The organism is Mycobacterium sp. NBC_00419, from assembly GCF_036023875.1.
Classification (GTDB): Bacteria; Actinomycetota; Actinomycetes; order Mycobacteriales; family Mycobacteriaceae; genus Mycobacterium.
Window position 1 is genome coordinate 950,520 of the sequence record NZ_CP107931.1, and the last position, 24,191, is coordinate 974,710.

The following is a 24,191-nucleotide window of genomic DNA, read 5'->3' on the forward strand; positions in this document are numbered from 1 at the left end:
GAACAGAGTCAGTCGAACTGCGGCGGCTCGGTGCGGGTGCGCTTCAGCTCGTAGAAGTGCGGGTAGGACGCGAACGTCACCGAGGCGTCCCAGAGCTTGCCGGCCTCTTCGCCGCGCGGGATGCGGGAGAGCACCGGGCCGAAGAACGCCACCCCGTTGACGTGGATCGTCGGGGTGCCGACATCGTCGCCGACGGCGTCCATGCCGGCGTGGTGGCTTTTGCGCAGCGCGTCGTCATAGCTGGTGTCGGTGGCGGCCTTGGCCAGTTCGGCGGGCAGCCCGGCCTGTTCGAGCGACGTGGTGATCACCTCGTCGAGGTTCTTGTTGTCCTCGTTGTGGATCATGGTCCCCATCGCGGCGTACAGGGGGGCGAGCACCTCATTGCCGTGGGCCTGCTCGGCGGCGATGGCCACCCGCACCGGTCCCCACGCCTTCTTCATCAATTCCTGGTACTGCTCGGAAAGGTCGCGGCCCTCGTTGAGCACGGCGAGGCTCATCACGTGGAAGTTGACGTCGATGTCGCGGACCTTCTCGGCCTCGAGGATCCAGCGGGAGGTGATCCAGCACCACGGGCACAGGGGGTCGAACCAGAAATCGGCGCGGGACTTCTCGGACATGCGGGCTCCTCGGGTGTTCGGATATGACGTCGAGCACAACTCGTCAACGCAGTCGAGTGTTCCCTCTCGCGATAGGTTGGAACACGTGCTTCCCAATCTCACCCGCAATGAGGCCGTCGAGCGCGCCGCGCTGGTCACCGTCGACAACTACCGGATCGTTCTCGACCTGACGGTCTCCGACACGACCTTCAGGTCGACCACCACCGTCGAGTTCGAGGCCCTGCCCGGTGCGGACACCTACATCGACCTGGCGGCCGACGCCGTGCACAGTGCGGTCCTCAACGGACACGCGATCGACGTGTCGGGTTATGACGAGTCCACCGGTATCGCGCTGCGCGGGCTGGCCAAGCAGAACACCCTCGTGGTGGAGGCCGACTGCCGTTACTCGAACACCGGTGAGGGTCTGCACCGCTTCGTCGACCCCGTCGACGGCGAGGTGTACCTGTACTCGCAATTCGAGACCGCCGACGCCAAGCGGATGTTCGCCTGCTTCGACCAGCCCGACATCAAGGCGACCTACGACGTGACGGTCACCGCACCCGCGCACTGGCAGGTGATCTCCAACGGGGCCACCGCCTCCGTCGAGGACACCGGCGAGGCCGGGCAATCTTCTCGGGTGCACACGTTCGTCACCACCCCGCGGATGAGCACCTACCTGGTGGCGCTAATCGCCGGGCCGTACGCGCGCTGGGACGACGTCTACACCGACGAGCACGGCGAGATCCCACTCGGGCTGTTCTGCCGGTCCTCGCTGGCCGAGTTCATGGACGCCGAGCGGTTGTTCACCGAGACCAAGCAGGGTTTCGGCTTCTACCACCGCAACTTCGGGGTGCCCTACGCCTTCGGCAAGTACGACCAGCTGTTCGTGCCGGAGTTCAACGCGGGCGCGATGGAGAACGCCGGCGCGGTGACCTTCCTGGAGGACTACGTCTTCCGGTCCAAGGTGACCCGCTACAGCTACGAGCGCCGCGCCGAGACGGTGCTGCACGAGATGGCGCACATGTGGTTCGGCGACCTGGTCACGATGACCTGGTGGGACGACCTGTGGCTCAACGAGTCGTTCGCGACGTTCGCCTCGGTGCTGTGCCAGGCCGAGGCCACCGAGTACGACCAGGCCTGGACCACGTTCGCCAATGTGGAGAAGTCCTGGGCGTATCGCCAGGACCAGCTGCCGTCCACCCACCCGGTGGCCGCCGACATCCCGGATCTGCACGCGGTCGAGGTGAACTTCGACGGCATCACCTACGCCAAGGGCGCCAGCGTGCTCAAGCAGCTGGTCGCCTACGTCGGGCTGGAGCACTTCCTGGCCGGTCTGCGCGACTACTTCGCCGCCCACGCGTTCGGCAACGCCACCTTCAGCGACCTGCTGGGTGCTCTCGAGAAGGCCTCCGGACGCGACCTGAGCGACTGGGGCCGCCAATGGCTCAAGACCACCGGCCTGAACACGCTGCGCGCCGACTTCGACGTCGACGACGCCGGGCGGTTCACCCGGTTCGCGATCACCCAGGGCGGCGCCGCACCGGGTGCCGGTGAGACCCGGGTGCACCGACTGGCCGTCGGCATCTACGACGACGATCCGGTGACCGGCAAGCTGGTGCGGGTGCATCGCGAGGAACTCGACGTCGCCGGCGAGGTCACCGAAGTGCCTGCGCTGCAAGGTGTCTCACGCGGCAAGCTGATCCTGGTCAATGACGACGACCTGACGTACTGCTCGCTGCGTCTCGACGACGACTCTTTGCAGACCGCGCTGAGCCGCATCGCCGACATCGCCGAACCGCTGCCGCGCACCCTGGTGTGGTCGGCGGCCTGGGAGATGACCCGCGACGCGGAGCTCAAGGCGCGCGACTTCGTGGCGCTGGTGATGAGCGGTGTGCAGGCCGAAACCGAGGTCGGGGTGGCCCAGCGGCTGTTGCTGCAAGCCCAGACCGCACTGAACTCCTACGCCGAGCCGGGCTGGGCGGCCGCCAACGGGTGGCCGGCCTTCGCCGACCGGCTGCTGGACCTGGCCCGCGAGTCGGCGCCCGGGTCAGACCATCAGCTGGCGTTCGTCAACGCACTGTGCACCTCGGTGCTGTCGCGCAACCACGTCGCCGTGCTGGCGACGCTGCTGGACAACGAGCCGGCCGCGGTGAACCTGGCCGGCCTGGTGATCGACACCGACCTGCGCTGGCGCATCGTCACCGCGCTGGCCGCCAGCGGCGATCTGGACGCCGACGGTCCTGAGACGCCGTTCATCGACGCCGAGGCCCAGCGTGACCCGACCGCGGCGGGTAAGCGGCAGGCGGCCGCGGCGGCGGCGGCCCGTCCGCAGGCAGCGGTCAAAGAGCAGGCCTGGCAGCAGGTCGTCGAGGACGACACATTGCCCAACATCACCGCCCGCTCGATCATCGGCGGCTTCGGTCAGCCCGGGCAGGGCGCGCTGCTGGCGCCGTTCGCCACGCGCTACTTCGCGGCGATTCCCGGGGTGTGGGATCGCCGATCCAGCGAGGTCGCCCAGACGGTGGTCGTCGGGCTGTACCCGTCGTGGGACATCAGCACCGACGCACTGGCCGCCGCCGACGAGTTCCTGGGCGGTGAGCTGCCCTCGGCGCTGCGCCGATTGGTGCTCGAGGGGCGCGCCGGCGTGGAGCGCTCGCTCACAGCGCGCGCCTTCGACGCTGGATGACCTCGCGCTGAGAGGATCGGGCCATGGTGGCCCCCAACAGCCGGCGAGCCCGCGCCGCGCGCAGACGCACTCGACGCGTCAAGGCGGTGGTCAACGACCTGACCGAGGAGCAGTGGCTGGCGCTCAAGCAGGCCTGGAACGGCTGCGCCTATTGCGGGGCCACCGGCACACCGCTGCAGCGTGATTGCGTGATGGCGATATCCCGCGGAGGCCGCTACACCGTGGACAACGTGGTGCCAGCCTGCGCGGCCTGCAATGCCAGCAAGTGCAACGACGAGGTCACCAGTTGGATGCGGCGCAAACGCCTCGATGAACGCGCGTTCCTGGAGCGCTACGTCGCCCTCAGGAACACCGGCGCAGCGGTTACGGCCGAGAAGTCCCCGCCGACAGCACCCGCACCGCACTGACCAACCCGTCGATCAGGTTGCCCTCCTTGAACGCTGACGCGGCCGCAGCCACCCCCAGCGGTGCGGACGACTCGATGCCACGGCCGCGAACGTCAGCGCCGTAGACCACCTCGATGGCCCGCTGGTCCGGCGAAACCGCCAGCAGCACAGCGTTGCTCGGGGTCGGGACGTCCTCGAGGAGCTCGCGGGCCCGGGCCGCGGTGTCGGCGCCGAGGTCACCGATGTACACCGCGAAGCGGGCCTTGGCCTGCCTGCTGCCGAACTTCAGGGCGTCGTCGAGGGCGACGAGGTCCTTGGTCGGGAACGGGTAGTTGACTGACAGATGGCCGGGCTCGGTGACGCCGGACAGTCGGCCGCTGGTGGTGACGGCCCAGCCCACCGGCAGGTTCGCCGGGTCGGTCGTCGCCAGTGCGCTCGCGTGGTCACCACTTGCCACTTGCGCCACCTCCCACAATCGTCTCGTTGGAACCGTGACCGTGATGCCCGTCGCCGGGAACGACCTCGTCGACGGCCGCCCATAGGATCGGCGCGTGCGTCCAGGGCTCGGACAGTGTGTAGGTGGCTGGATGGTTGCCCTTGCGGGAGAAGATCATCGCGGCGAGGATCGCCACCACCAGCAGCGGTATCCCGCCCATCAACGAGTGAATGACTGCAGTGCTCACGATGCAAACGGTATCAGCGTCAGGCCGCACCCTCGTCGAGGTAACGCACCCACGCGGGGTCGAGCTCCTTGACCGTGCACAACAGCCGCCAGTGCTGGCCCTTCGGCGGCGACGGCACCAGCCGCAATGTCCAGCCCAGCTCCGCCAGCAGCTTGTCGGCCTTGCGGTGATTGCACCCTGCGCACGCGGCCACGCAGTTCTCCCACGAGTGCTCGCCGCCGCGGCTGCGCGGGATCACATGGTCGACGGTGTCGGCCTTGGACCCGCAGTAGGCGCAGCGGAACCGGTCCCGGTGCATCAGGGCGGCCCTGGTCATCGGAATGCGTGCCCGGTAGGGCACCCGCACATAACTGCGCAGCCGGATCACCGAGGGCACCACGATCACCCGCGTCGCCGAGTGGATCACCGGCCCGGACGGGTCGTCGTGAACCACGTCGGCCTTGCCGCACAAAAGCATGATGACCGCGCGGCGCATCGGCAACGCGGTCAACGGTTCGTAGGTCGAATTCAGCAGCAATACCCGGCGACGCCCCCACACTGACCCGTCAGCCGGGCTGGGTATGTGAGGGTCTTCGTGCAGCCCTGAGCCCGGGAGGGACCCGACGGTCCCCGCCGCGGCGCGGTGACCGCGGTTCCGTTTGCGCTGCGACATGCATCCTCCGCGCTCCAGTGCACCACGGATCGGCCGCGAGCGCACGGTTATTTCGGCTGTGTTCGCTGGTCGAGTCCGTGAACTTCGGGTGACGTCGGCTGCTCCGGGAGCGACGTACACAATGGTGGTGTGTCCCAAGATCCGCAGGCCTTCTACGACGCGGTGGGTGGTGCCGCAACGTTCCGCGCCATCGTGTCCCGGTTCTACGAGCTGGTTCGGGAGGACGAGGTGCTCCTGCCGCTGTATCCCGAAGACGAGCTCGACGCCGCCGAAGACCGGCTGCGGATGTTCCTCGAGCAATACTGGGGCGGCCCGCGCACCTATTCCGACCTGCGCGGACACCCCCGCCTGAGGATGCGTCACGTTCCGTTCAAGATCGGGTTCATCGAGCGCGACGCCTGGCTGCGCTGCATGCATACCGCGGTCGCCTCCATCGACGCCCAGACACTGGACGACGACCATCGCCGCCAACTTATTACGTATCTGGAAATGGCGGCCAATTCGATGGTCAACTCCCCGTTCTGAGCCCGTCACCTGGATACTCTGAGCACCAAGGGTGCGGGGAAAGGGGTCCGGCGATGGGACGTCAAGCCAGGGCTGAGGCCACCAGACGACGGATCATGGACGCCGCCGTCGAGTTGTTCATCGATCTCGGCTACGGCGAGGCGGGGCTAGCCGAGATCTTGGCGCGCGCCGATGTCACCAAAGGCGCGTTCTACTACCACTTCGAGTCCAAGGAAGCCGTCGCGGCGGCCATCATCGACGAGACGTACGTCAAGATCGCGGGCGCGGCGACGACCATCATCGAGTCGTCCGCGCCGGCCGTGGAGAACATCGTGCGGGCCACCTTCGTCGTCGCCGACCTGATGGCCTCCGACCGGACCGTGCAGGCCGGCAAGATGCTTGCCCAGTCATTGACCCAGGTCAGCGATCGCGGGCCGAAGGCGTTTCTCGACTGGACCGCACTGTTCGTCGGGCAGGTCCGCCAGGCGGTCAGCCAGGGCGACCTCTGCGACGATCTCGACCCCGAGGACGTCGGCGAGACCGTGTGGGCCACCGTGCTGGGGACGCACGTGGTGTCCGACGCGGTGGGTGACGACGTGTTCGCCCGGCTGGCCCGGTCGTGGCGGGTGTTGCTCGGCGGGATCGTGCGAGCGGAGTCGCTGCCGTACTTCCGCGATTTCGTGGCCCGGACCTACCAGGCCTACGCGCACGCGCCGCTCACGGCACAATGAGAGAGCGTGACTTCTGAACCGAGTTGGTGGGCGAACGCGATCTTCTATCAGATCTATCCCCGATCGTTTGCCGACAGCGACGGTGACGGCGTCGGCGACCTCGGCGGCGTGGTGGCGCACCTCGACCACCTCAGCACCCTGGGGATCGACGCGATCTGGCTGAACCCGGTGATGGTCTCGCCGATGGCTGATCACGGCTACGACGTCGCCGACCCGCGCGATGTCGATCCGTTGTTCGGCGGGCTGGCGGCACTCGAGCGGCTGATCACCGAGGCGCACGCCCGCGGGATCCGCATCACGATGGATCTGGTGCCCAACCACACCAGCTCCCAGCATGCGTGGTTCCAGGCCGCCCTGGCCGCCGCGCCAGGAAGCACCGAACGTCAGCGCTACATCTTCCGCGACGGCGCCAACGGCGAAGAGCCGCCCAATAACTGGGTGTCGGTCTTCGGCGGCCCGGCGTGGACGCGGGTTGCCGACGGTCAGTGGTATCTGCACCTGTTCGACGCTGAGCAGCCCGACCTCAATTGGGACAACCCCGAGGTGTTCGACGACCTGGAGAAGACGCTGCGGTTCTGGCTGGACCGCGGGGTCGACGGGTTCCGCATCGACGTCGCGCACGGGATGGCCAAGCCGCCCGGACTGCCGGACATGAGCAATCCCGACGTCGAGATGCTGACGTCGCAGGACGACGATCCGCGGTTCAACCACGAAGGGGTTCACGACATCCATCGCGGCATCCGCTCGGTGCTCGACGACTATCCCGACGCGGTGTCGATCGGTGAGATCTGGGTGTTCGACAACGAGGACTTCGCGAAGTATCTGCGGCCCGACGAACTGCATATGGGCTTCAATTTCCGTTTGGTGCGAGCCGATTTCGATGCGGTCAGTGTTCACGACGCGATCGAGAACGCGTTGGCGGCCGCCGCGCTGGCCGATGCGAGCCCGACCTGGACGCTGTCGAATCACGACGTCGAACGGGAGGTCAGCCGTTACGGCGGCGGTGCGCTCGGCCTGTCCCGCGCCAAGGCCATGGCGATGGTGATGCTGGCGCTGCCGGGGGCGGTGTTCCTCTACAACGGCGAGGAACTCGGGCTGCCCAATGTCGATCTGCCCGACGAGGTGCTGCAGGACCCGGTGTGGGAACGCTCAGGACACACCGAACGCGGGCGCGACGGCTGCCGCGTGCCGCTGCCGTGGTCGGGCAGCACCGCACCGTTCGGCTTCTCGTCGAATCCCGACACCTGGCTGCCCATCCCGGAGCAGTGGCGAACGTTGACCGTGGAGCGCCAGGCCGGCGACCCGGACTCGACGCTGACGTTCTTCGGGACCATCCTGCGGCTGCGGCGCAACGCTTTTCACTTCACCGAGAACGACATCGAGTGGGTGCAGCTTGGCCCCGGCGTGCTGGCGTTCTTCTCCGGCGGCGTGCTGTGCGTGCTCAACACCGCCGCCTCGGCGGTCGCCCTGCCTGACGGCACTGTCCTCGCCGCCAGCGCGCCGGTGAAAGACGGCATGCTCCCCGCTGACGCGGCCGCGTGGCTGGTGACGGACTAGCCCGACGAGAGCACGTTGACCACCGAGGCGATGATCATCGTCCCGAACACGAACGACAACAGGGCATGCCCCAGGGCAGTCCGGCGCATCCGCGTCGAGGTGAGGTTGGTGTCGGAGATCGCGAAGCTCATGCCGACCGCGAACGCGATGTAGAAGAAGTCGGAATAGCTGGGCTGATCCTTGCGATTCGGGTCGTTGAAATCGATGCCCCCGCCCCGGCCCGACGCGAAATAGTGCTTGGCGTAGATCAGTGCGAACAGCGTGTGGATGGTGAGCCAGGACAGCACGATGCTGCCGACGGCCATCCACCGTGCGGGGTCGTCGTGGGCCCGGTTCAACAGCACGCCGACACCGACCAGGCTGGACAACGCGCCGCCGAGGATCAGGCTGACGACTGCCGCGTGGCCGGGTTGCTCACGGCCGGCATGGCTGGCGGTCCGGCGGGCGTCGAAGTGCCACAGCGCCAGCCACGTCCACCCGGTGAAGACGCCGGCCACCCCGGTCCAGCCGCCCAGCAGCGCCAGCGATCCGGTGCGCGGCCACAGTATTGCGGTGACCACGGCGCCGACCACGACTCCGACCGCGACGCGCGCTGCCGGGCTGCGCCAGAACGGCAGGCGGTCGGCGTTGCCCGCGCTCACCGCAGCACCAGCGCAGGGTCGCCGCGGCGGCGGAACACCGAGCCGAATCGGGCGTCGATGCGCAGCCACGCCGGCAGCACCCGAACCCGAACGATCTCCTCGCTCGACGGTGACTCCGGCACGAAACCCATTGCGGTCAACGCGAATACGCACCGCATCGGCACACCCGCCACCACGTCGCCCGAGCTGACCTGCAACACGTCCTGATCGAGCAGTGAGGCCGGCGGGCCGTGCGCACTGCCCTGGTCTCTGGCCAGTTCGGCGCCGCGGCGGGCGAGTTCGATCAGCACCGCGGCCGGCACGTCATCGAGATGGGCGAAGCCGGTCTCCGGCGGCAGTACACCGCGCCATGCCGAGTCCATCGGGAAGCCGGTGTCGATGTGCCCGGAGGTGTCGGCGCCCCGCAGCCCGCGGGCCAACGCGTCGGCACCGCAGGACAGGTCGGCGGGGCTCAGCTCACCGGCGACCACTCGCACGGCCAGCACGTCCAGGCCGGTGCCGACCCAGGACGCGAGGTAGCCGTCGCCGCGCCGGCGCAGCCGGACTACCGCCGCCTCGTCGAGCCGCAGGGCCCGTTCGACGAAGGCGGCCAGGTCATTGCGCTGCACAGCGTCGGCAATGGTGAGGCTCATCGCAGGTAGCGCTGCAGGTACTCCCGGTGCGTCGGCGAGAGCCGGACCAGTCGCTGCTCCTCGATGTGCACCGCCGCCAGCTGTGTCTCGGCGATCACCGACGGTCGCGAGTGGGGCTCGGCGCCCACCGAACGGACCTCGTAGCCCAGGGTGAAGTCGACCGCGCGCAGCCGCTTGGTCCACATCGTCACCTGCAGCGGTGAATCCACAAGCCGCAGTTGGCCTTTGTAGAGCACCCGAACCTCGTGGATGAGCAGTCCGATCGTGGTGATGTCGTCGGCGAAGGGCTCCCGCAGGAAGTCGACCCGCGCTTCCTCCAGGATCGTCACCATCGTGGCGTGGTTGATGTGCTGGTACATGTCGATGTCCGACCAGCGAACGTGCACGCCGGTGGTGAATCCGTTAACCACTTGTTCCTGTTCCAGTCGTCCTGGTCATGCTGCGGATCTGCCGTGCCGCCACCGACAGCGTCGCCAGGTCGCGCTCGTCGTCCTCGTAGATCTCGGCCAGGGTGCGCCGGGCCCGCTCCACCCGCGATCCGTTGGTGTGCTCCCACTCGGCGATCTTCTGCTCGCCGGTCTCCTCCGGCTCCCCCACCGCCAGCACGTCGAAACACAGCGACCGCAGCGAGCCGTAGATGTCGTCCCGAATCGCCAAGCGCGCCAACGCATGCCAGCGATCATCGCGGGGCAGTCCGGACACCGCGGTAAGCAGGCCGTCAGTGCCGAGATGATCCATGAGGGCGAAGTAGGTGTCGGCGACCTCGGCCGGGTCACGCTCGACGATGTCGGCAATGTCGATCACGTCGAGCAGGCTGTACTGATAGAGCCCGGCAGCCACGGTGTAGGCCAGATCCTGCGGAGCGCCGTGGGCGGCGAAATCCGCAGCCTCCTTGGTCACGATGGCCTTGTCGTCACCGCGCAGCCACTCCGACATCCGCGGTGTCAGGGCGGCCACGGTGGCGGCGAACCGGTTGATCTCCGCGCCGACGGCCAGCGGCTGCGGGCGATAGTTCAACAGCCACCGCGACGCCCGGTCGAGCAGGCGGCGCAGATCTAGCGTCATCCGGTCGGAGACATTGACCGGCAGCGCCCCGTTCTCGCCGGCGTCGCGGATGCGTCGCCACGTCTCCCCGATCCCGAAGATCGCATCGGTGGCACCGAAAGTGCGCACGGCGTCGACATAGCCGACACCGACGTCCTCGGTGACCCGGTAGGCGAAGGTGATGCCGCCGATGTCGACGACGTTGTTCACCAGCATGGTTGTGACGATCTCCCGGCGCAGCTGGTGACTGCGGATCTCCGGGGCGAAGGTGTCGCGCAGCTGACTCGGGAAGTACCCCGGCAGCCGGGAGGCGAACACGTCCTGGTCGGGCAGGTCGCTGGCCAGCACCTCGTCCTTGAGGGCGAGCTTGACGTGCGCCATCAGCGTCGCCAGTTCCGGGGAGGTCAGTCCGAGCCCGACTTCCTGGCGTCGGCGGATCTCCTTGTTGGACGGCAGCGCCTCGAGCTCACGGTTGAGCGCCCGGCGCTCCTCGAGTTCACGGATCTGGCGGGCGTGGACGTTGAGCAACCCCGCCGCGTTGGCCCGGCTGGTGCCCATCAGATCGTTCTGGTCGATGTTGTCGGTGAGCACCAACTGGCCGACCTCGTCGGTCATCGAGGTGAGCAGTTCGGTGCGCTCCTCGGCGCTGACCTTGCCCGCCGTCACCAGCGAGTCGACCAGGATCTTGATGTTGACCTCGTGGTCGGAGCAGTCCACGCCGGCGGAGTTGTCCATGGCGTCGGTGTTGATGCGCCCGCCGCACAGGTCGAACTCCACTCGGCCCAGCGAGGTGACTCCCAGGTTGCCGCCTTCTCCGACGACCTTGGCGCGCACCTGGTTTCCGTTGACCCGGATGGTGTCGTTGGCGCGGTCGCCCACGTCGGCATCGGACTCTGACTCGGCCTTGATGTAGGTGCCGATGCCACCGTTGAACAACAGGTCGACGGGGGCCTGCAGGATCGCCCGCATCAGGGTCGGCGGGGTCACCTCGGTGACGCCGTCCTCGATGCCCAGGGCGGCGCGCACCTGCGGGCTGACCGGGATCGACTTCTGCTGGCGGCTGAACACGCCGCCGCCCTCGCTGATCAGGCTGGGGTCGTAGTCCTCCCAGCTCGAGCGCGGCAGCTCGAAGAGCCTGCGGCGTTCCTCCCATGACCTGGCCGCATCCGGGTCGGGGTCGACGAAGATGTGCCGGTGGTCGAAGGCCGCGATGAGCCGGATGTGGTGCGAGAGCAGCATGCCGTTGCCGAAGACGTCGCCGCTCATGTCGCCGACGCCGACGACGGTGAAGTCCTCGCTCTGGGTGTCCACACCCATCTCCCGGAAGTGGCGTTTGACCGCCTCCCAGGCGCCCTTGGCGGTGATGCCCATGGCCTTGTGGTCATAGCCCACCGAGCCGCCGGAGGCGAAAGCGTCGCCCAGCCAGAAGCCGTAGGACTTGGCAACCTCGTTGGCGATGTCGGAGAAGGTGGCGGTGCCTTTGTCGGCGGCCACCACCAGGTAGGCGTCGTCACCGTCGCGACGGACCACACCGGGCGGGGTGATGACCTGCCCGGTGGTCCGGTCGACGTTGTCGGTGAGGTCGAGCAGCCCGGCGATGAACAGCCGGTAGCAGGCCACGCCCTCGTTGCGGAAGTTGTCGCGGTCGGCGGCGGCATCTCCCGTGGGCGGCACCGGTTGTTTGACGACGAAGCCGCCCTTCGCGCCCACCGGCACGATGACGGCGTTCTTCACGGCCTGCGCCTTGACCAGGCCCAGGACCTCGGTGCGGAAGTCTTCGCGACGGTCCGACCAGCGCAGGCCGCCACGCGCGACGTGACCGAAGCGCAGGTGCACACCCTCGACCCGCGGTGAGTAGACGAAGATCTCGAACTTAGGCCTCGGCAGCGGCAGTTCGTCGATGAGCTGCGGATTGAGCTTGAGCGACAACACATTCTGGGCGCGCGCCGAACTCGGATCCTCGACGAAGAAATTGGTGCGCAGGGTGGCCTGGATCATGGCGGCGAAGGCCCGCAGCACGCGGTCGGTGTCCAGGCTCACCAGCGCGTCGATATCGGCGGTCACCGCGGTCGCGGCGGCCTGAGCGTCGAGACCCTTGGCGGCCGACTCCGGGTCGAACATCGCCTCGAATAGTGCGACCAACGATGCCGCGGTGCCGGCATTGTCGTTAAGGACGGTTTCGATGTGGCTCTGGCTGTAGGGAAACGCCGACTGCCGCAGATACTTTGCGTAGGCGCGCAGAACAGCGACCTGCTGCCAGGTCAATCCCGCACGCAACACGAGTTCGTTGAACCGGTCGATCTCGGCGCGGCCCTGCCAGATCGCGGTGACCGCGTCGGCGAAGCGTTGCGCGGTGGCGTTCCACTCTTCGGCGGTGCCTGCCTCCGGCATCGAGGCATCCGGCCGGATCTTGAACTGGTAGATCCAGACCTTGAGCCCGTCGGGGCGCACGACGGTGAACGGGCGCTCCTCGAGGACCACCACGCCCATGCACTGCAGCATCGGCAGCAGGTGGCTCAGCGAGGCCGTCGAGCCGCCGAGGTACCAGGTGAGGAACGCCTCGTCGCCCACATCACCCCGCTCGAACTGCAGTTTGACCGAGTTCTCTTGCAGCGCTTCGATGAAGCCGATGTCGGTGATCGCCTCGATCGGGGTGACGGCCTGCTTGAACTCCTCAGGCAGCGCGTCGGCGTAGTGCTCGGCCATCGTCTGATCGATCGAGCCGGTGCGCGCGGCACCGATCAGCCGATCGCCCCAGGTGCGCAGGGCGTCGGTGAGCAGCGCCTGCACCCGGCTTCGGTTGCCAGCCGAGGTGTCGATGGCCTGGCGGGTCGAGGTGTCCGGCAGCCGCACCGTGAAATGCACCACCGCCCAAGGTGATTCGCTGACCCGTGCGGTGTAGTCGATGGATTCACCACCGAACTCGCGGACCAGGATGTCCTGCATGGCCAGCCGCACGACGGTGGTGTAGCGGTCGCGCGGCAGATACACCAGACAGGACACGAAGTGGCCGAGCTGATCGGCCCGCAGGAACAGCAACGCACGCCGGCGCGATCCCAGCTCGATGACGGCGGTGGCCATGGCGAGCATCTGCTCGGCGGTCAGCGAGAACAGCTCCGAGCGCGGGATGGTCTGGATGATGTCCAGCATCAGCTGGCCGGGGTGGCTGGGGTCGCTTTGCGTCATGGCCAGCACCTCACGGGCGCGCCCTGAGATCAACGGGATGTCGAGCACGTTGGCGCTCGTGGCCGCCACCGTGAACAGCCCGACGAACCGGTGCTCGACGTCCCCGGACGGTCTGCTCTCCCGCACCACCACGATGTACGGGTACGCCCCGTAACGCAGGAAGCTCGGCATGGTCGCCTGGGCCAGCACCAGTAGATCACCCGGTTCGGTCAGCTCGGGCAGCACTTCGGTGCGCAGCCGGGCGACGCCGAGCCGGCTGGTCTCGTCGACGGTGGCCTGCCCGTCGGCCACCGCGCACAGCTGCGAACCCAGCAGCACGAAGTGGCCGTCCGCGAGCCAGCGCAGCAGGTCGGCGACGTCGCGGCGATCGGGGCTGGCGAACCGGACTCCGGTGTCGGCGTCGAGTTCGCGGGCCAGGTTCTGCAGCACCTCGCTCAGGGCCACCGAATCCAGCGCCACCTGCCGGGCGTCGGCGACGACCATCGGCAGCAGCCGCTGCGCCTCGGCGAGGGCCTTGCGGTTGACCGAGGGCGCCAGCTGAACGTGGATCCACGACTCGGGGAACCCGTCGGCGGCGGTGGCCGCGGACTGCGGCCGCACGTCGAGCAGTTCACCGCTCGGGCTGCGACGGACCTGGAAGACCGGGTTCATCAGGGCGACGTAGGCCACCCCGAGGCGGTGCAGCAGCACCGTCACCGAGTCCAGCAGCATCGTGGCCTGCTCGGTGACGATCTGCAGGGCGGGCCCGAAGCCGCCCGGGTCGTCACTGCCGTAGACGGCGACGAGCGTTTCCGCGGGGGCCCGGCCGTGCGCCAGCCGCTCCTGAGCGGCGATCAGCGCCGGCGGCACCAGCTCATCGGGGCTGACCTGGATGAGCGGGCCGGTGTCGGAAGCATCGCCGTCGGGCGCTCCGCCGTGCGGGCCGCGATAGGTGGCGAGGTAGGCCGCCCCCATCGCTTTCGTCATCTCGTCGACGGCCGCCTGGCTGAGATGGGTCCACTCGACCGGCAAGTCGAGGCTGGTAGTTCTGGGGTCAACCGTCATACCTGGAACTCCTGATCAGCTTGCGAACCCACGCTGGTCCGCAGCCGATCACATTAGTCGCGTGTGAGCCTGCGGTGGGTGACCCTGTGCGGACGAGCCGCGTCGGCACCCATGCGCTCGATCTTGTTCTCCTCGTAGGCGCCGAAGTTGCCCTCGAACCAGAACCACTTCGCCTCGTTGGTGTCGTCGCCCTCCCACGCCAAAATGTGCGTGCAGGTGCGGTCGAGGAACCAGCGGTCGTGCGAGATCACCACCGCGCAGCCGGGGAAGTTCTCCAGCGCGTTCTCCAGCGACGACAGCGTCTCGACGTCGAGGTCGTTGGTGGGTTCGTCGAGCAGGATCAGGTTGCCGCCCTCTTTGAGCGTCAGCGCCAGGTTGAGCCGGTTGCGCTCACCACCGGAGAGCACCCCGGCGGGCTTCTGCTGATCGGGCCCCTTGAACCCGAAGGCCGAGACGTAGGCACGCGACGGGATCTCGTTGTGGCCGACTTCGATGTAGTCCAGACCGTCGGAGACCACCTGCCAGACGTTCTTCTTCGGGTCGATGCCGCCGCGGTTCTGGTCGACGTAGCTGAGCTTGACGGTGTCGCCGACCCGCACGGTGCCGCTGTCGGCTTGTTCGAGGCCGACGATCGTCTTGAACAGGGTCGTCTTGCCGACGCCGTTGGGGCCGATGACCCCGACGATGCCGTTGCGGGGCAGGGTGAACGACAGGTCCTTGATCAGCGTCCGGCCCTCGAAGCCCTTGTCGAGGTGTTCGACCTCCACCACCACATTGCCCAGCCGCGGCGGAGCCGGGATCTGGATCTCCTCGAAGTCGAGCTTGCGGGTCTTCTCGGCCTCGGCGGCCATCTCCTCATAGCGGCCGAGGCGGGCCTTGTTCTTGGCCTGGCGCGCCTTGGCGCCCGAGCGCACCCAGGCCAGCTCTTCCTTGAGCCGCTTCTGCAGCTTCTGGTCCTTCTTGCCCTGCACCTCGAGGCGGTCTGCCTTCTTCTCGAGGTAGGTCGAGTAGTTGCCCTCGTAGGGGTAGGCCCGGCCGCGGTCGAGTTCGAGGATCCACTCGGCGACGTTGTCCAGGAAGTACCGGTCGTGGGTGACGGCCAGGATGGCGCCCTTGTAGGCGGCCAGATGCTGCTCGAGCCACAGCACGCTCTCGGCGTCGAGGTGGTTGGTGGGCTCGTCGAGCAGCAGCAGGTCGGGCTTGCTCAGTAGCAGTTTGCACAGGGCCACGCGGCGCTTCTCGCCGCCGGAGAGGTGAGTCACCGGCTCGTCGGGCGGCGGGCAGCGCAGGGCGTCCATCGCCTGCTCGAGCTGGGAGTCGATATCCCAGGCGTCGGCGGCGTCGAGCTCCTCCTGGAGCTTGCCCATCTCGTCCATGAGCTCGTCGGTGTAGTCGGTCGCCATCAGTTCGGCGACCTCGTTGTACCGGTTGAGCTTGGCTTTGATCGCCACGCCCTCTTCGACGTTCTCCCGGACCGTCTTGGTCTCGTCGAGCACCGGTTCCTGCATGAGGATGCCGACCGAGGCGCCCGGCGCCAGCAGGGCGTCACCGTTGTTGGCCTGGTCGAGGCCGGCCATGATCCGCAGCACGCTGGACTTGCCTGCGCCGTTGGGGCCGACGACGCCGATCTTGGCTCCGGGCAGGAACGCAAGGGTGACGTCATCGAGGATGACCTTGTCGCCGTGTGCCTTGCGGACCTTCCGCATCGTGTAGATGTATTCGGCCATTGCCGCGGTGTCGCCTTCCGTCTTTTTGCCTGTATTGCTCGCAGACCATCCTAGGCGGGCTGGGCGGCCGCGCCGGGTCTCCCCCGGGCGGCCGCCCACCCTGTCACGCCGACAGCGCCAGATCCGGTGTCTGCTGAGGCTCCTCGACCTCGTCGGGGATCTCGGGCGCCTGGTCGTCGGCGGGGGCCTCCGCGGGCTTGGGCGCGGGCTGCTCGATGCGCACGATGGACCGCGACAGATCCGGGCCCACCGTGGTGGCGCGCATTTCCAGCGACGACCGCTTGAGGCCGTCCTTGTCCTCGTACTCACTGGTGAAGACGTCACCGACGACGATCACCGGGGCACCCTTGTAGAGGGCGGCGCCGACGCCGGTGACCAGCTTTCCCCAGCAGTTGACCGTGATGAACAACGAGTTGCCGGGCTCCCAGGTGCCTTCGCCGTTGCGGCGACGGGAGTTACTCGCGACACGGAAGCTGATCACCTCCTGGTTGTTGACGATCCGGCGGCGAAGGTCGGTGACGATGCGGCCGACGACGGTGAGATGGGTTTCGAACATGGCTGTGGTCCTTTCAATCCGTTGCGATCTGTGACCCCAGTCAGCCCCCGCGCACCGACATCGCGGCCCACCCGGCGATGCAGCAGCGGGCGGCTGTGGATGAACCACGGACTGTGGATGAATCAGCGGTTGACGCCGTCGGTGTCGCGCCGCGCCAGTTCGGTCAGCATCGCGTTGTAGGCCGCCAGATCCGCCTCGTGGTCACGATCAGCCGCCCGATCCATCCGGGTGGCGATGCGCCGGTCGCTTCTGCTCCACTGCACCAGAAGCGCGATCATCACCAGCACCAGTGGAATCTCGCCGGCCGCCCACGCGATCGACCCGCCCAGGTGCTGATCGCCGGCCAGGTCGGTATGCCAGCTCAATTGCAGTGAGCGGTAAAAGCTTTCACCGAGAACGCGCTTCATGCCCATCAACACCACACCGAAGAACGCGTGCAGCGGCAGGGTGGCGAAGACCATCGCGATCTTGGCTACCGGCAGCAATTGGCGCGGCGCGGGATCGATACCGATGACCACCCAATAGAACAGGTAGCCGCTCATCAGGAAGTGCAGGTTCATCAGGACATGCGCCCCGTGGTTGCTCACCGCCGAGTCGAAGATCCCACCGAAGTACAGCGCGTAGAAGCCCGCGACGAACATGACCGTCGCGACCACCGGGTGGGTGAAGAACCGGGACCACCGGCTGTGCAGCCCGATGAGCAGCCACTCCCGGGGCCCGGGCGGGTTGTCCTTGCCCGCGGCGGGCAACGCGCGCAGCGCCAGCGTCATCGGGGCACCCAGCACCAACAGGACCGGAATCAGCATCGACAGCAGCATGTGGGCGGCCATGTGCATGCTGAACATCGCGGGCATGTAGCGCCCCAGGCCCGAGGACGTGGTGAACAACAGCAGCGCACAGCCCAGCAGCCATGCCACCGTCCGGCCCACCGGCCACGCGTCGCCGCGGCGGCGCAGGCGGATCACGCCGCCGATGTAGAGCGCGGCGAGCACGATCGCCGCCGTTCCGTAGACCAGGTCGAAACGCCAGTCGAACAGGATGCGCGCCACCGTCGGCGGGCCGGCGAAGTCGTATCCGATGGCCACCTCGGCGGGCGAGGGGTTGGCATTCAGCGGCGGCGGTGGCGGGGTGCGCCCCAGCCCGACCGCGATCCCGAACGTCAGCCCGAACACCAGGGCCTCGATGCTCGCCAGCCGAATCAATGGCCGCCGGTTGTCGGGGTCGGCCTGAAGGGCGGCCACCGCGCTGCGTCGCTGCCGCCAACCGAGGACGGCCAGCGCGCTCAGCGCGACGATCTTGGCGACGATGAGCCAGCCGTACTCGGTGGTGAACAGGTCGGCGAACCGAATTCTGATGAACGCGTTGATCACACCGGAGCACGCCATCGCGACGAAGCACCATAGCGCCACCGCCGAAAAGCGCCGCGCCGCAAGGTCGGCATGCTCACCGCCGCGGATCGCGTGCGCCAGCACAGCCAGCAACCCGCCGGCCCACAGGGCCCCGGCGATCAGATGGATCATCAGGCTGTTGGTGGCCAGGTCGTGTGCGCCGCCGGCCGACGAGTGCCCGGTGAGCCCGAGCGGCACCAGCGTGAGCAGTGAGCCGGCGAGCAGGAACGGCGTCCAGCCCCACCGCAGCACGGCCGTCCCGGCCAGGGTGACGGCCAGTGCCAGGAACGCCGTCCAGCGCCAGGCACCCGCGGTGTCGACGAGGCTGGTGACCGACCACAGTTGCACCGGGTTGAGGTGGTCGACGAGTGGCTGCCCCGATACGTCGGAGATGGTCAGCGGTACCAGCAGCGCGGCGCACACCGTCCAGATGCCCGAGGCGACGGTACCCAGCCGCACCGCGCGGTAGCCGGCGACGTCGAGCACCCCGCTGTCCTGCGGCGGGACGAAGAACGTCGCCAGCAGAAACGAACCCACGGCGATGACGGCGGCGATCTCACCGGCGGCGCGGGCGAACGGCAGCCCCAGCGAGGTGACCGAACCCGGGTCGGGAAGCCCCGTCGCCGCCAGTGCTTCGGCAAGCGACAGCGCGCCGATGCCGGCCGCGGTGGTGCCGGCGAGTAATGCCACCACCGAGAGCAGGGGCCATACCGGGGTGCGGTCAGCCTGCCTGGTCACGCACCGCCAACTCACGGGCATAGAACTGTTCGGAGGACAGTTCGTGGATTCGGTCCATATCGGCCAGGATCGCACGCAACTCGTGCAGGAAGGCCTGCCGGCGCTCGCGCAGGTCCGGGGCTGCCTCGAGCAGCTTCTGGTCGGCAGCCACCTGCCGAGCCGTCGCGAACAGCAGCGCCGACACGGACTCGTTGCTGCGGATCCGGCCCTGGGCCGCGTACTGGGAGCCGACGCCGAGCGCGATGGTGGACAGCTCCTTCTCGGCGATGTCGGCCGGGGCGCCGCACAGCACGTCGGCGACGATCTCGTACGCCTCGAAGAAGGGGCGCAACATGGCGTGCGCCATGAGCGGCTTCTTGGCGCGCAACAGGTTGTCCACCGCGTCGCCGCCGCCCGCGACCTGGATCTCCCAATCCCCTTGCCAGGCCATCTCCTCGGCAAGGTGCGCGCGGAAAGCTGCGGAATCGGCGAAATAGAAGTCGAACTTCAACAGGTCGCGCAACCGCATGGCCTGGTCCCAGAACACCGCGACCCGGTCGCCGTCGGGGGCGCGTCCCGCATGGGCCATCGCGAGTTCGGCGATCGCGGTCTCCAGGAACGCGTGGATGATCGTGTTGCGATAGAACGCCGCCTCGTGCTCGTGCTCGGGCGCGATCCGCCACACCGGTTCGTGGCCGCCGTCGACCCGGGTCACGGGATGGCCGTTGGACAGCGCGTCGGCGGCCGCACGTACCCCTTCGGGTGTGCGAAGTCGCAAGGCGGAGTTGGTGATCGGGCTCTGCTTGCGCTCCAGGTAGTCCAGCGAGTCCTGCAGGGTGTGATGCAGCTGCTGCAGTGTCAGCGCGCGCCCGCGGGTGGTGAGCAGCAATGCCGAGACCAGGCCGGTGGCGTTGATCGGAGTCGCCTGCAGAATTCGCCAGGCCACCTCGAAGGCCATCTTCTGCAGCGCAAGACGTTTGGTGGCCGGGTCCGATCCGGTCGGCCCGCCCGGTTCGCCGAGGTATTGGCGCATCGACACCGCGCCGGGGAACCGGACGTAGATCTTGCCGTAATTGCGTTCACCCTGGGCCTTGATGAACTTGTACAGCCACTCCGCACCTTCGGGCGTCTTCTCCCCGCCGCGGGCGTACGCCGCGTATTCGGCCGTCTCGTGCAGCTGGTCGAAACTGATCGACACCGGCTGCAGCAGAATGTCCTCGCTGCGGCCGTCCAGATACGCGTCGGCGACGTAGGCGAGCAGACCCAGCTTGGGCGGCAACATCTTTCCGGTGCGTGAGCGGGTGCCCTCGATCGACCAGCTGAGGTTGAACCGCTTCTGCACGATGAACCCGACGAACTGACGCAGGACGTACTTGTAGAGCGGATCGTCGAGCTTGCGACGCAGGAAGATCACGCCCGAGCGGCGCATCAGCGGGCCCATGAATCCGAAGGACAGGTTGATCCCGGCGAAGGTGTGCGCGGGCGGCAGCTTGTTCTCCTGCATCGCCACCGGCACGATCACGCCGTCGAGGTAGGACCGGTGCGACCACAGCAGTACCGCCGGGTGGTCCTCCAGGGCGCGTCGCATGGTCTCGATTTCGACGTCGTCGTAATCGATTCGGGGGTCGAATCCCCTACTGAAGATGGCGCGGCCGAGGTTCGGGATCAGGTCGACGGAGAACCTGCTCCAGCCGGTGGCCAGCTCGTTGAGCATCTCCTCGGCCTTGGCCGGGCTGGCTCCGGGGATCTTCTCCAGGCCGTCGACGAAGCGGGAGGATGCCATCAGTTCGTCGGTGATCAGCCGCGGCGACTTGTACTCCGGACCCAGCAGCCGCAACTCCATGCGCTCGATGGCCAACACGGCCCGGCGCAGGACGAAGCGGGCGAAGTCGCGGGGGCTTTCGGCGACGGTGTTGTCCTGCCACTGCTGGCGCAGCTCGGAGACCTTGGCCGGCTCGCCGGCGACAATGCGTGCACGCGAGGGGTCCTTGCGAAGAATGCTGCGCTGCAACATCTCCGGTGGCCGGTAGGTGTCACGGCCGGAGATCAGGCCGACGACTTTGACCCGGGTCGGCAGGCCGCCGGGTACCCAGAACACCCGGACCGGGACGACCAGCCTGTCCTCGCCGGTGGCGAGTTCCTCGACGAGTTGAGCCACCACTCCGGCAGGCGGATCTCCGGCAGGCAGCTGCAGCACCTCGACCTTGGTGTCGGGGTGCGCCAGTCGCTGGGCATGCAACCAGTCGTGCAGCAGGTCAAACTCGGCCTTCGAGGACACCGAGGCCAGCACCAGAGCGTCGTCGGTGGTGCTGAAGTCGGCCAGGTGATCGCTCGCGGTCATCGCCGGCCCCTGACGGTAGGCGGTTGGGTCTTCTTCGCGGGGGTCTTCTTGGCCACCGCCTTCTTCACCGGAGTCTTGGCCGCCGCTTTCTTCACCGGAGCCTTCTTGGCCGGCGCCTTCTTCGCGGGAGCCGTCTTGGTGGGAGCCTTCTTCGCGGGCGCCTTCTGGTACACCGGGTGCACCGGAACCTTGCCCTCGGGCCAGTCCTTCAACGTATCGAGATAGAGCTGGCGGACCTCGGCGATTCTGTCCGGAAGGTCGTCCAGCGACCAGTCCTGGACCGAAATCGGCGGGTAGACAACCACATCGACGGTGCCCGGACTCATCGTGGAGGAATCACGCGGTGCGATCACCTCGGCGTTGCGGATCACGATCGGGACGATCGGCACACCTGCGGCCATCGCGAGCCGGAACGGGCCCTTCTTGAACGGACCGACGGTGCGGGTGTCCAAGCGGGTGCCTTCGGGGGCGATCATGATCGACAGGCCCTTGCTCACGAGGTCCTCGACGTGCTGCAGCGACTCGACGGCGGCCTTGGGATCGTCGCGGTCGATGAACACGGTGTCGACCAGCTTGCCCAATGTGCCGATGACAGGGTCGCTTTCGAGTTCCTTCTTGCCCACCCCGGTCCAGTTGTCCTTGAGCAGCGCCGCCGAGATCACCGGGTCGAAGTTGTTGCGGTGGTTGAAGATGAACACCGCGGGCCGCTGCTTGGTGAGGTTCTCCTCGCCGAGAACGTTGAGCCGAACACCGTTGGCCGCCAACAGCATATTGGGGAACGCGGTGGTGAAGAAGTTCACGCCGCGACGCCTGCTTCGGGTCAGCAGGCCCCAGCTGATCGCGCCGTAAGCGGCGGGCACCAGCGATCCGACGCCGAGCAGGGTCCGCACCTGGCCCATCAGCCCCCCGCTGCCGCGACTGCTGAACTCCAGGATCGGCCAGCCGCGCCGGCGGGCCACCGCGGCCATCTTGCCCTCTGGGTTCGTCGGACGCGGGTTGCCGACCAGGTACATCAGCGCGACGTCTTCGTCGCCGTCGGCATAGAAGTAGGACTTCTTCAGGTCGATGTCGTTGTCCGCGGCGAACTTCTGCACAGCGTTGGCCTTGCCGGGCCCCCACAGGATCGGCCGGACGACCTCACCGGTGAGCACGTCGTCCTCGTCGACCTCGAACCGGTTGGTCAGGGTGTTGTCGATACCGAGGAAACGCGCCACCGGCTCGACCTGCAGGGTCAGCGCCGACGAGCTGAGCACCACGGTGTGGCCGCGTTCCATGTGTGCGTGGACCAGCTCGCGCATCTCCGGATAGATCCGCTTCTCGATCTTCTGGACGAAGAGTCGCTCACCGATCTCATGCAGGTCACTGAGCGCACGGCCGCGCAATGCCTGCGAGGCTTTGGTGATCAGCTCCTCGAACTCGAGTCGCCCGAGCTGGTGGTTGAGCCCGGCCGCGATCATCGTGATCAGCTCGCCGATGCCCATGTCGCGGCTGCGGAACCGCTCCCTGGTGAGGATCACCGCGGTGAACCCGGCCACCAGGGTGCCGTCGAGGTCGAAGAACGCGCCGATCTTCGGCCCCGGCGGGCTGGCCATAACCTCGGCGACCGAACCGGGCAGCCGCATGTTCTTCTCGCTCATCAGTGGGAAACCGATCCGCTCGCAGGGGTTGCCGCTGAGTCGGCGGCATCGGGGAACGAGGAGGGCACCACGCGCGGCGGCGGATCACCGGCCAGCGCGAGCACCTCGTCGAAGCCGCGTCGCAGGCATTCCGCGAACAGGCTCTCGTTGGTGATCGACGCACGGTCGTAGCGGGTGGTGACGGTGGCGTAGCCACCTCGAGATACCAGCACCACCATCATCGCGACGCCGGGAAGCGGTCCAAGGCCATACTGCCGCAACACTTTTGCGCCGGCGATATAGGTGTCACCGGAATACACCGGGACGTTGCTGGCCTGCACATCCGATGCGACCACCGAACCGGTCATGGCCTCGAGTACGGCGTCGGGTAGCAGGCCCAGCACCGGCGCCACCGAGCCGATCAGGTCGATGGCCGCCTCCTCCCGGCGCGAGGTCATCTGCTTGCGGATCTTCTGAATTCGCAGCGCGGCGTCGGCCACACCGATCGGCGCCGCCAGGTTGACGCCCGCGAAGCGGTTGCCGCCCGCCGGGTCGGCCTCGGCGCGCAGACTCACCGGCACCGCCATCGGCAGGCTGTTGACGGGAACACCGAGTGCTTCGTGGTAGAGCCGCAACGCACCGCACAACCCGGCCAGGTACGCGTCATTGATCGACCCGCCCGCCGCATGGGCACCCGCGCGCAGGTCGGCCAGTCGCATCTCGATGGCCTCGCTGCGCGAGGACAGGCTGCGCCTGCGCAGCAGCGGCGACGGTTCGGCGGCACGGCCCATCACCCGTCGCCCCGAGCGGGCGTAGTCGACCGCGTCGAACACCGCGGTGCCGGGATTGCGCACCACCCGGCTGATCACCGACAGCCCGCCGGCCACCGCGCCGAGGACACCGCCGACCACCGCACCCGGGATCTGGTTGATGCCCTCCCGCATGAGGTCGTTGGGAGTGAGGTCCTGCGGCACCGGCATGGGCGGGGCCGGCCGCGGCGGTGGTTCACGTTCGAGGTCGTAGATCTCGGCGAACATCGCCGTCGCACCCACGCCGTCGGTGACGGCGTGACTCAGGTGCAGCAGGGTGGCGGCCTTACCGCCTTCCAGGCCTTCGACGAGGGTGGCGGTCCACAGCGGCCGGGAGATGTCCAGCGGCGATTGCAGACTCACCTCGGCCAGGTCGAGAACCTGACGTAGTGTGCCCGGTTCGGGAACCCGGACCCGGCGGACATGGAAGTCAAGGTTGAAGTCGGGGTCGACGACCCAGCGGGCTGGGGCGGTCGGCAACGTCGGGACGACCACACGCTGACGCAGCCGCAGCACCTTGCGGGAGGCGTTGTCGAACGCTGAGCGGAATCGGTCCCAGTCGGGCGTGGTGTCGAGGATCTCCAGCGCCATGATCCCGGAGCGGGTCCGCGGGTTGGCTTCGCCACGATGCAGCAGCATGTCGAGGGCGCCCAGTTCGGTGGGCATTCCGTTCGCATCGACGGATCGGCTCATCG

19 protein-coding genes are annotated in these 24,191 nt (G+C 67.8%); 5 read left to right on the forward strand and 14 right to left on the reverse strand.

Annotation, left to right across the window (positions count from 1 at the left end):
• Positions 1 to 8: 8 nt before the first annotated feature.
• Positions 9 to 617 carry a mycothiol-dependent nitroreductase Rv2466c family protein gene (locus tag OG976_RS04455; protein ID WP_328358417.1) on the reverse strand — a complete coding sequence of 203 codons (609 nt, stop codon included), beginning with the start codon at positions 615 to 617 and terminating at the stop codon, positions 9 to 11.
• 85 nt (positions 618 to 702) lie between these two features.
• Here OG976_RS04455 and pepN point away from each other — a divergent pair, with 85 nt between their 5' ends.
• Both pepN and OG976_RS04465 read left to right on the forward strand, forming a co-directional pair.
• Positions 703 to 3,282 (forward strand): aminopeptidase N, encoded by a 2,580-nt coding sequence (pepN, locus tag OG976_RS04460; protein ID WP_328358420.1) that lies wholly within the window; start codon positions 703 to 705, stop codon positions 3,280 to 3,282.
• Positions 3,283 to 3,305: 23 nt separating this feature from the next.
• On the forward strand, positions 3,306 to 3,689 hold the full coding sequence (locus OG976_RS04465) for an HNH endonuclease (RefSeq protein ID WP_328358423.1): 384 nt from the start codon (positions 3,306 to 3,308) through the stop codon (positions 3,687 to 3,689).
• Here OG976_RS04465 and OG976_RS04470 read toward each other — a convergent pair.
• Genes OG976_RS04470 through OG976_RS04480 form a run of 3 tightly spaced genes read right to left on the reverse strand, consistent with a single transcriptional unit; the run spans position 3,646 to position 5,003 of the window.
• Positions 3,646 to 4,125: a DUF5130 domain-containing protein gene (locus tag OG976_RS04470; protein WP_328358427.1), complete on the reverse strand. Its 480-nt coding sequence runs from the start codon at positions 4,123 to 4,125 to the stop codon at positions 3,646 to 3,648. The genes OG976_RS04465 and OG976_RS04470 overlap by 44 nt on opposite strands.
• The gene (gene ctaJ / locus OG976_RS04475) at positions 4,112 to 4,324 is read right to left on the reverse strand and encodes an aa3-type cytochrome oxidase subunit CtaJ (protein WP_328363161.1); all 213 of its coding nucleotides are present in this window, start codon (positions 4,322 to 4,324) and stop codon (positions 4,112 to 4,114) included. Before ctaJ ends, OG976_RS04470 begins: the two co-directional genes overlap by 14 nt.
• Positions 4,325 to 4,370: 46 nt before the next feature.
• Entirely contained in the window at positions 4,371 to 5,003 is a 633-nt protein-coding gene (locus OG976_RS04480) for an HNH endonuclease (protein WP_328358430.1), read from the reverse strand.
• Between the two features lie 129 nt (positions 5,004 to 5,132).
• On the opposite strand from OG976_RS04480, the gene OG976_RS04485 reads away from it, so the two are divergent.
• From OG976_RS04485 to OG976_RS04495, 3 genes are read left to right on the forward strand one after another with little or no spacing between them, the layout of a single operon-like run.
• Positions 5,133 to 5,528: a globin gene (locus tag OG976_RS04485; protein WP_328358433.1), complete on the forward strand. Its 396-nt coding sequence runs from the start codon at positions 5,133 to 5,135 to the stop codon at positions 5,526 to 5,528.
• Positions 5,529 to 5,581: 53 nt separating this feature from the next.
• Positions 5,582 to 6,238: a TetR/AcrR family transcriptional regulator gene (locus OG976_RS04490; RefSeq protein WP_328358436.1), complete on the forward strand. Its 657-nt coding sequence runs from the start codon at positions 5,582 to 5,584 to the stop codon at positions 6,236 to 6,238.
• A 6-nt stretch (positions 6,239 to 6,244) separates the two neighbouring features.
• Entirely contained in the window at positions 6,245 to 7,795 is a 1,551-nt protein-coding gene (locus tag OG976_RS04495) for a glycoside hydrolase family 13 protein (protein ID WP_328358439.1), read from the forward strand.
• Here OG976_RS04495 and OG976_RS04500 read toward each other — a convergent pair.
• The 10 genes from OG976_RS04500 to OG976_RS04545 form a co-directional block, all read right to left on the reverse strand.
• Positions 7,792 to 8,436, reverse strand: a complete 645-nt coding sequence (locus OG976_RS04500) for a DUF1345 domain-containing protein (RefSeq protein ID WP_328358442.1) — start codon at positions 8,434 to 8,436, stop codon at positions 7,792 to 7,794. The genes OG976_RS04495 and OG976_RS04500 overlap by 4 nt on opposite strands.
• On the reverse strand, positions 8,433 to 9,068 hold the full coding sequence (locus OG976_RS04505) for a hypothetical protein (RefSeq protein WP_328358445.1): 636 nt from the start codon (positions 9,066 to 9,068) through the stop codon (positions 8,433 to 8,435). Before OG976_RS04505 ends, OG976_RS04500 begins: the two co-directional genes overlap by 4 nt.
• On the reverse strand, positions 9,065 to 9,478 hold the full coding sequence (locus tag OG976_RS04510; protein WP_328358448.1) for an acyl-CoA thioesterase: 414 nt from the start codon (positions 9,476 to 9,478) through the stop codon (positions 9,065 to 9,067). The genes OG976_RS04505 and OG976_RS04510 overlap by 4 nt, the downstream gene beginning before the upstream one ends.
• Positions 9,471 to 14,342 (reverse strand): NAD-glutamate dehydrogenase, encoded by a 4,872-nt coding sequence (locus OG976_RS04515; RefSeq protein ID WP_328358451.1) that lies wholly within the window; start codon positions 14,340 to 14,342, stop codon positions 9,471 to 9,473. The genes OG976_RS04510 and OG976_RS04515 overlap by 8 nt, the downstream gene beginning before the upstream one ends.
• 53 nt (positions 14,343 to 14,395) lie before the next feature.
• Complete coding sequence (gene ettA / locus OG976_RS04520) at positions 14,396 to 16,069, reverse strand: energy-dependent translational throttle protein EttA (RefSeq protein ID WP_328358454.1); 1,674 nt, start codon at positions 16,067 to 16,069, stop codon at positions 14,396 to 14,398.
• 103 nt (positions 16,070 to 16,172) lie between these two features.
• Positions 16,173 to 16,625: a single-stranded DNA-binding protein gene (locus OG976_RS04525; RefSeq protein ID WP_328358457.1), complete on the reverse strand. Its 453-nt coding sequence runs from the start codon at positions 16,623 to 16,625 to the stop codon at positions 16,173 to 16,175.
• A gap of 122 nt (positions 16,626 to 16,747) precedes the next feature.
• Positions 16,748 to 18,772 (reverse strand): cytochrome c oxidase assembly protein, encoded by a 2,025-nt coding sequence (locus OG976_RS04530; protein ID WP_442930428.1) that lies wholly within the window; start codon positions 18,770 to 18,772, stop codon positions 16,748 to 16,750.
• Positions 18,735 to 21,071, reverse strand: a complete 2,337-nt coding sequence (locus OG976_RS04535; RefSeq protein WP_328358463.1) for a glycerol-3-phosphate 1-O-acyltransferase — start codon at positions 21,069 to 21,071, stop codon at positions 18,735 to 18,737. The genes OG976_RS04530 and OG976_RS04535 overlap by 38 nt, the downstream gene beginning before the upstream one ends.
• Positions 21,068 to 22,708, reverse strand: coding sequence for an HAD-IB family hydrolase/lysophospholipid acyltransferase family protein (locus OG976_RS04540; protein WP_328358465.1), 1,641 nt, complete (start codon positions 22,706 to 22,708; stop codon positions 21,068 to 21,070). Before OG976_RS04540 ends, OG976_RS04535 begins: the two co-directional genes overlap by 4 nt.
• Complete coding sequence (locus tag OG976_RS04545) at positions 22,708 to 24,189, reverse strand: wax ester/triacylglycerol synthase family O-acyltransferase (protein ID WP_328358467.1); 1,482 nt, start codon at positions 24,187 to 24,189, stop codon at positions 22,708 to 22,710. The genes OG976_RS04540 and OG976_RS04545 overlap by 1 nt, the downstream gene beginning before the upstream one ends.
• Positions 24,190 to 24,191: the final 2 nt, after the last annotated feature.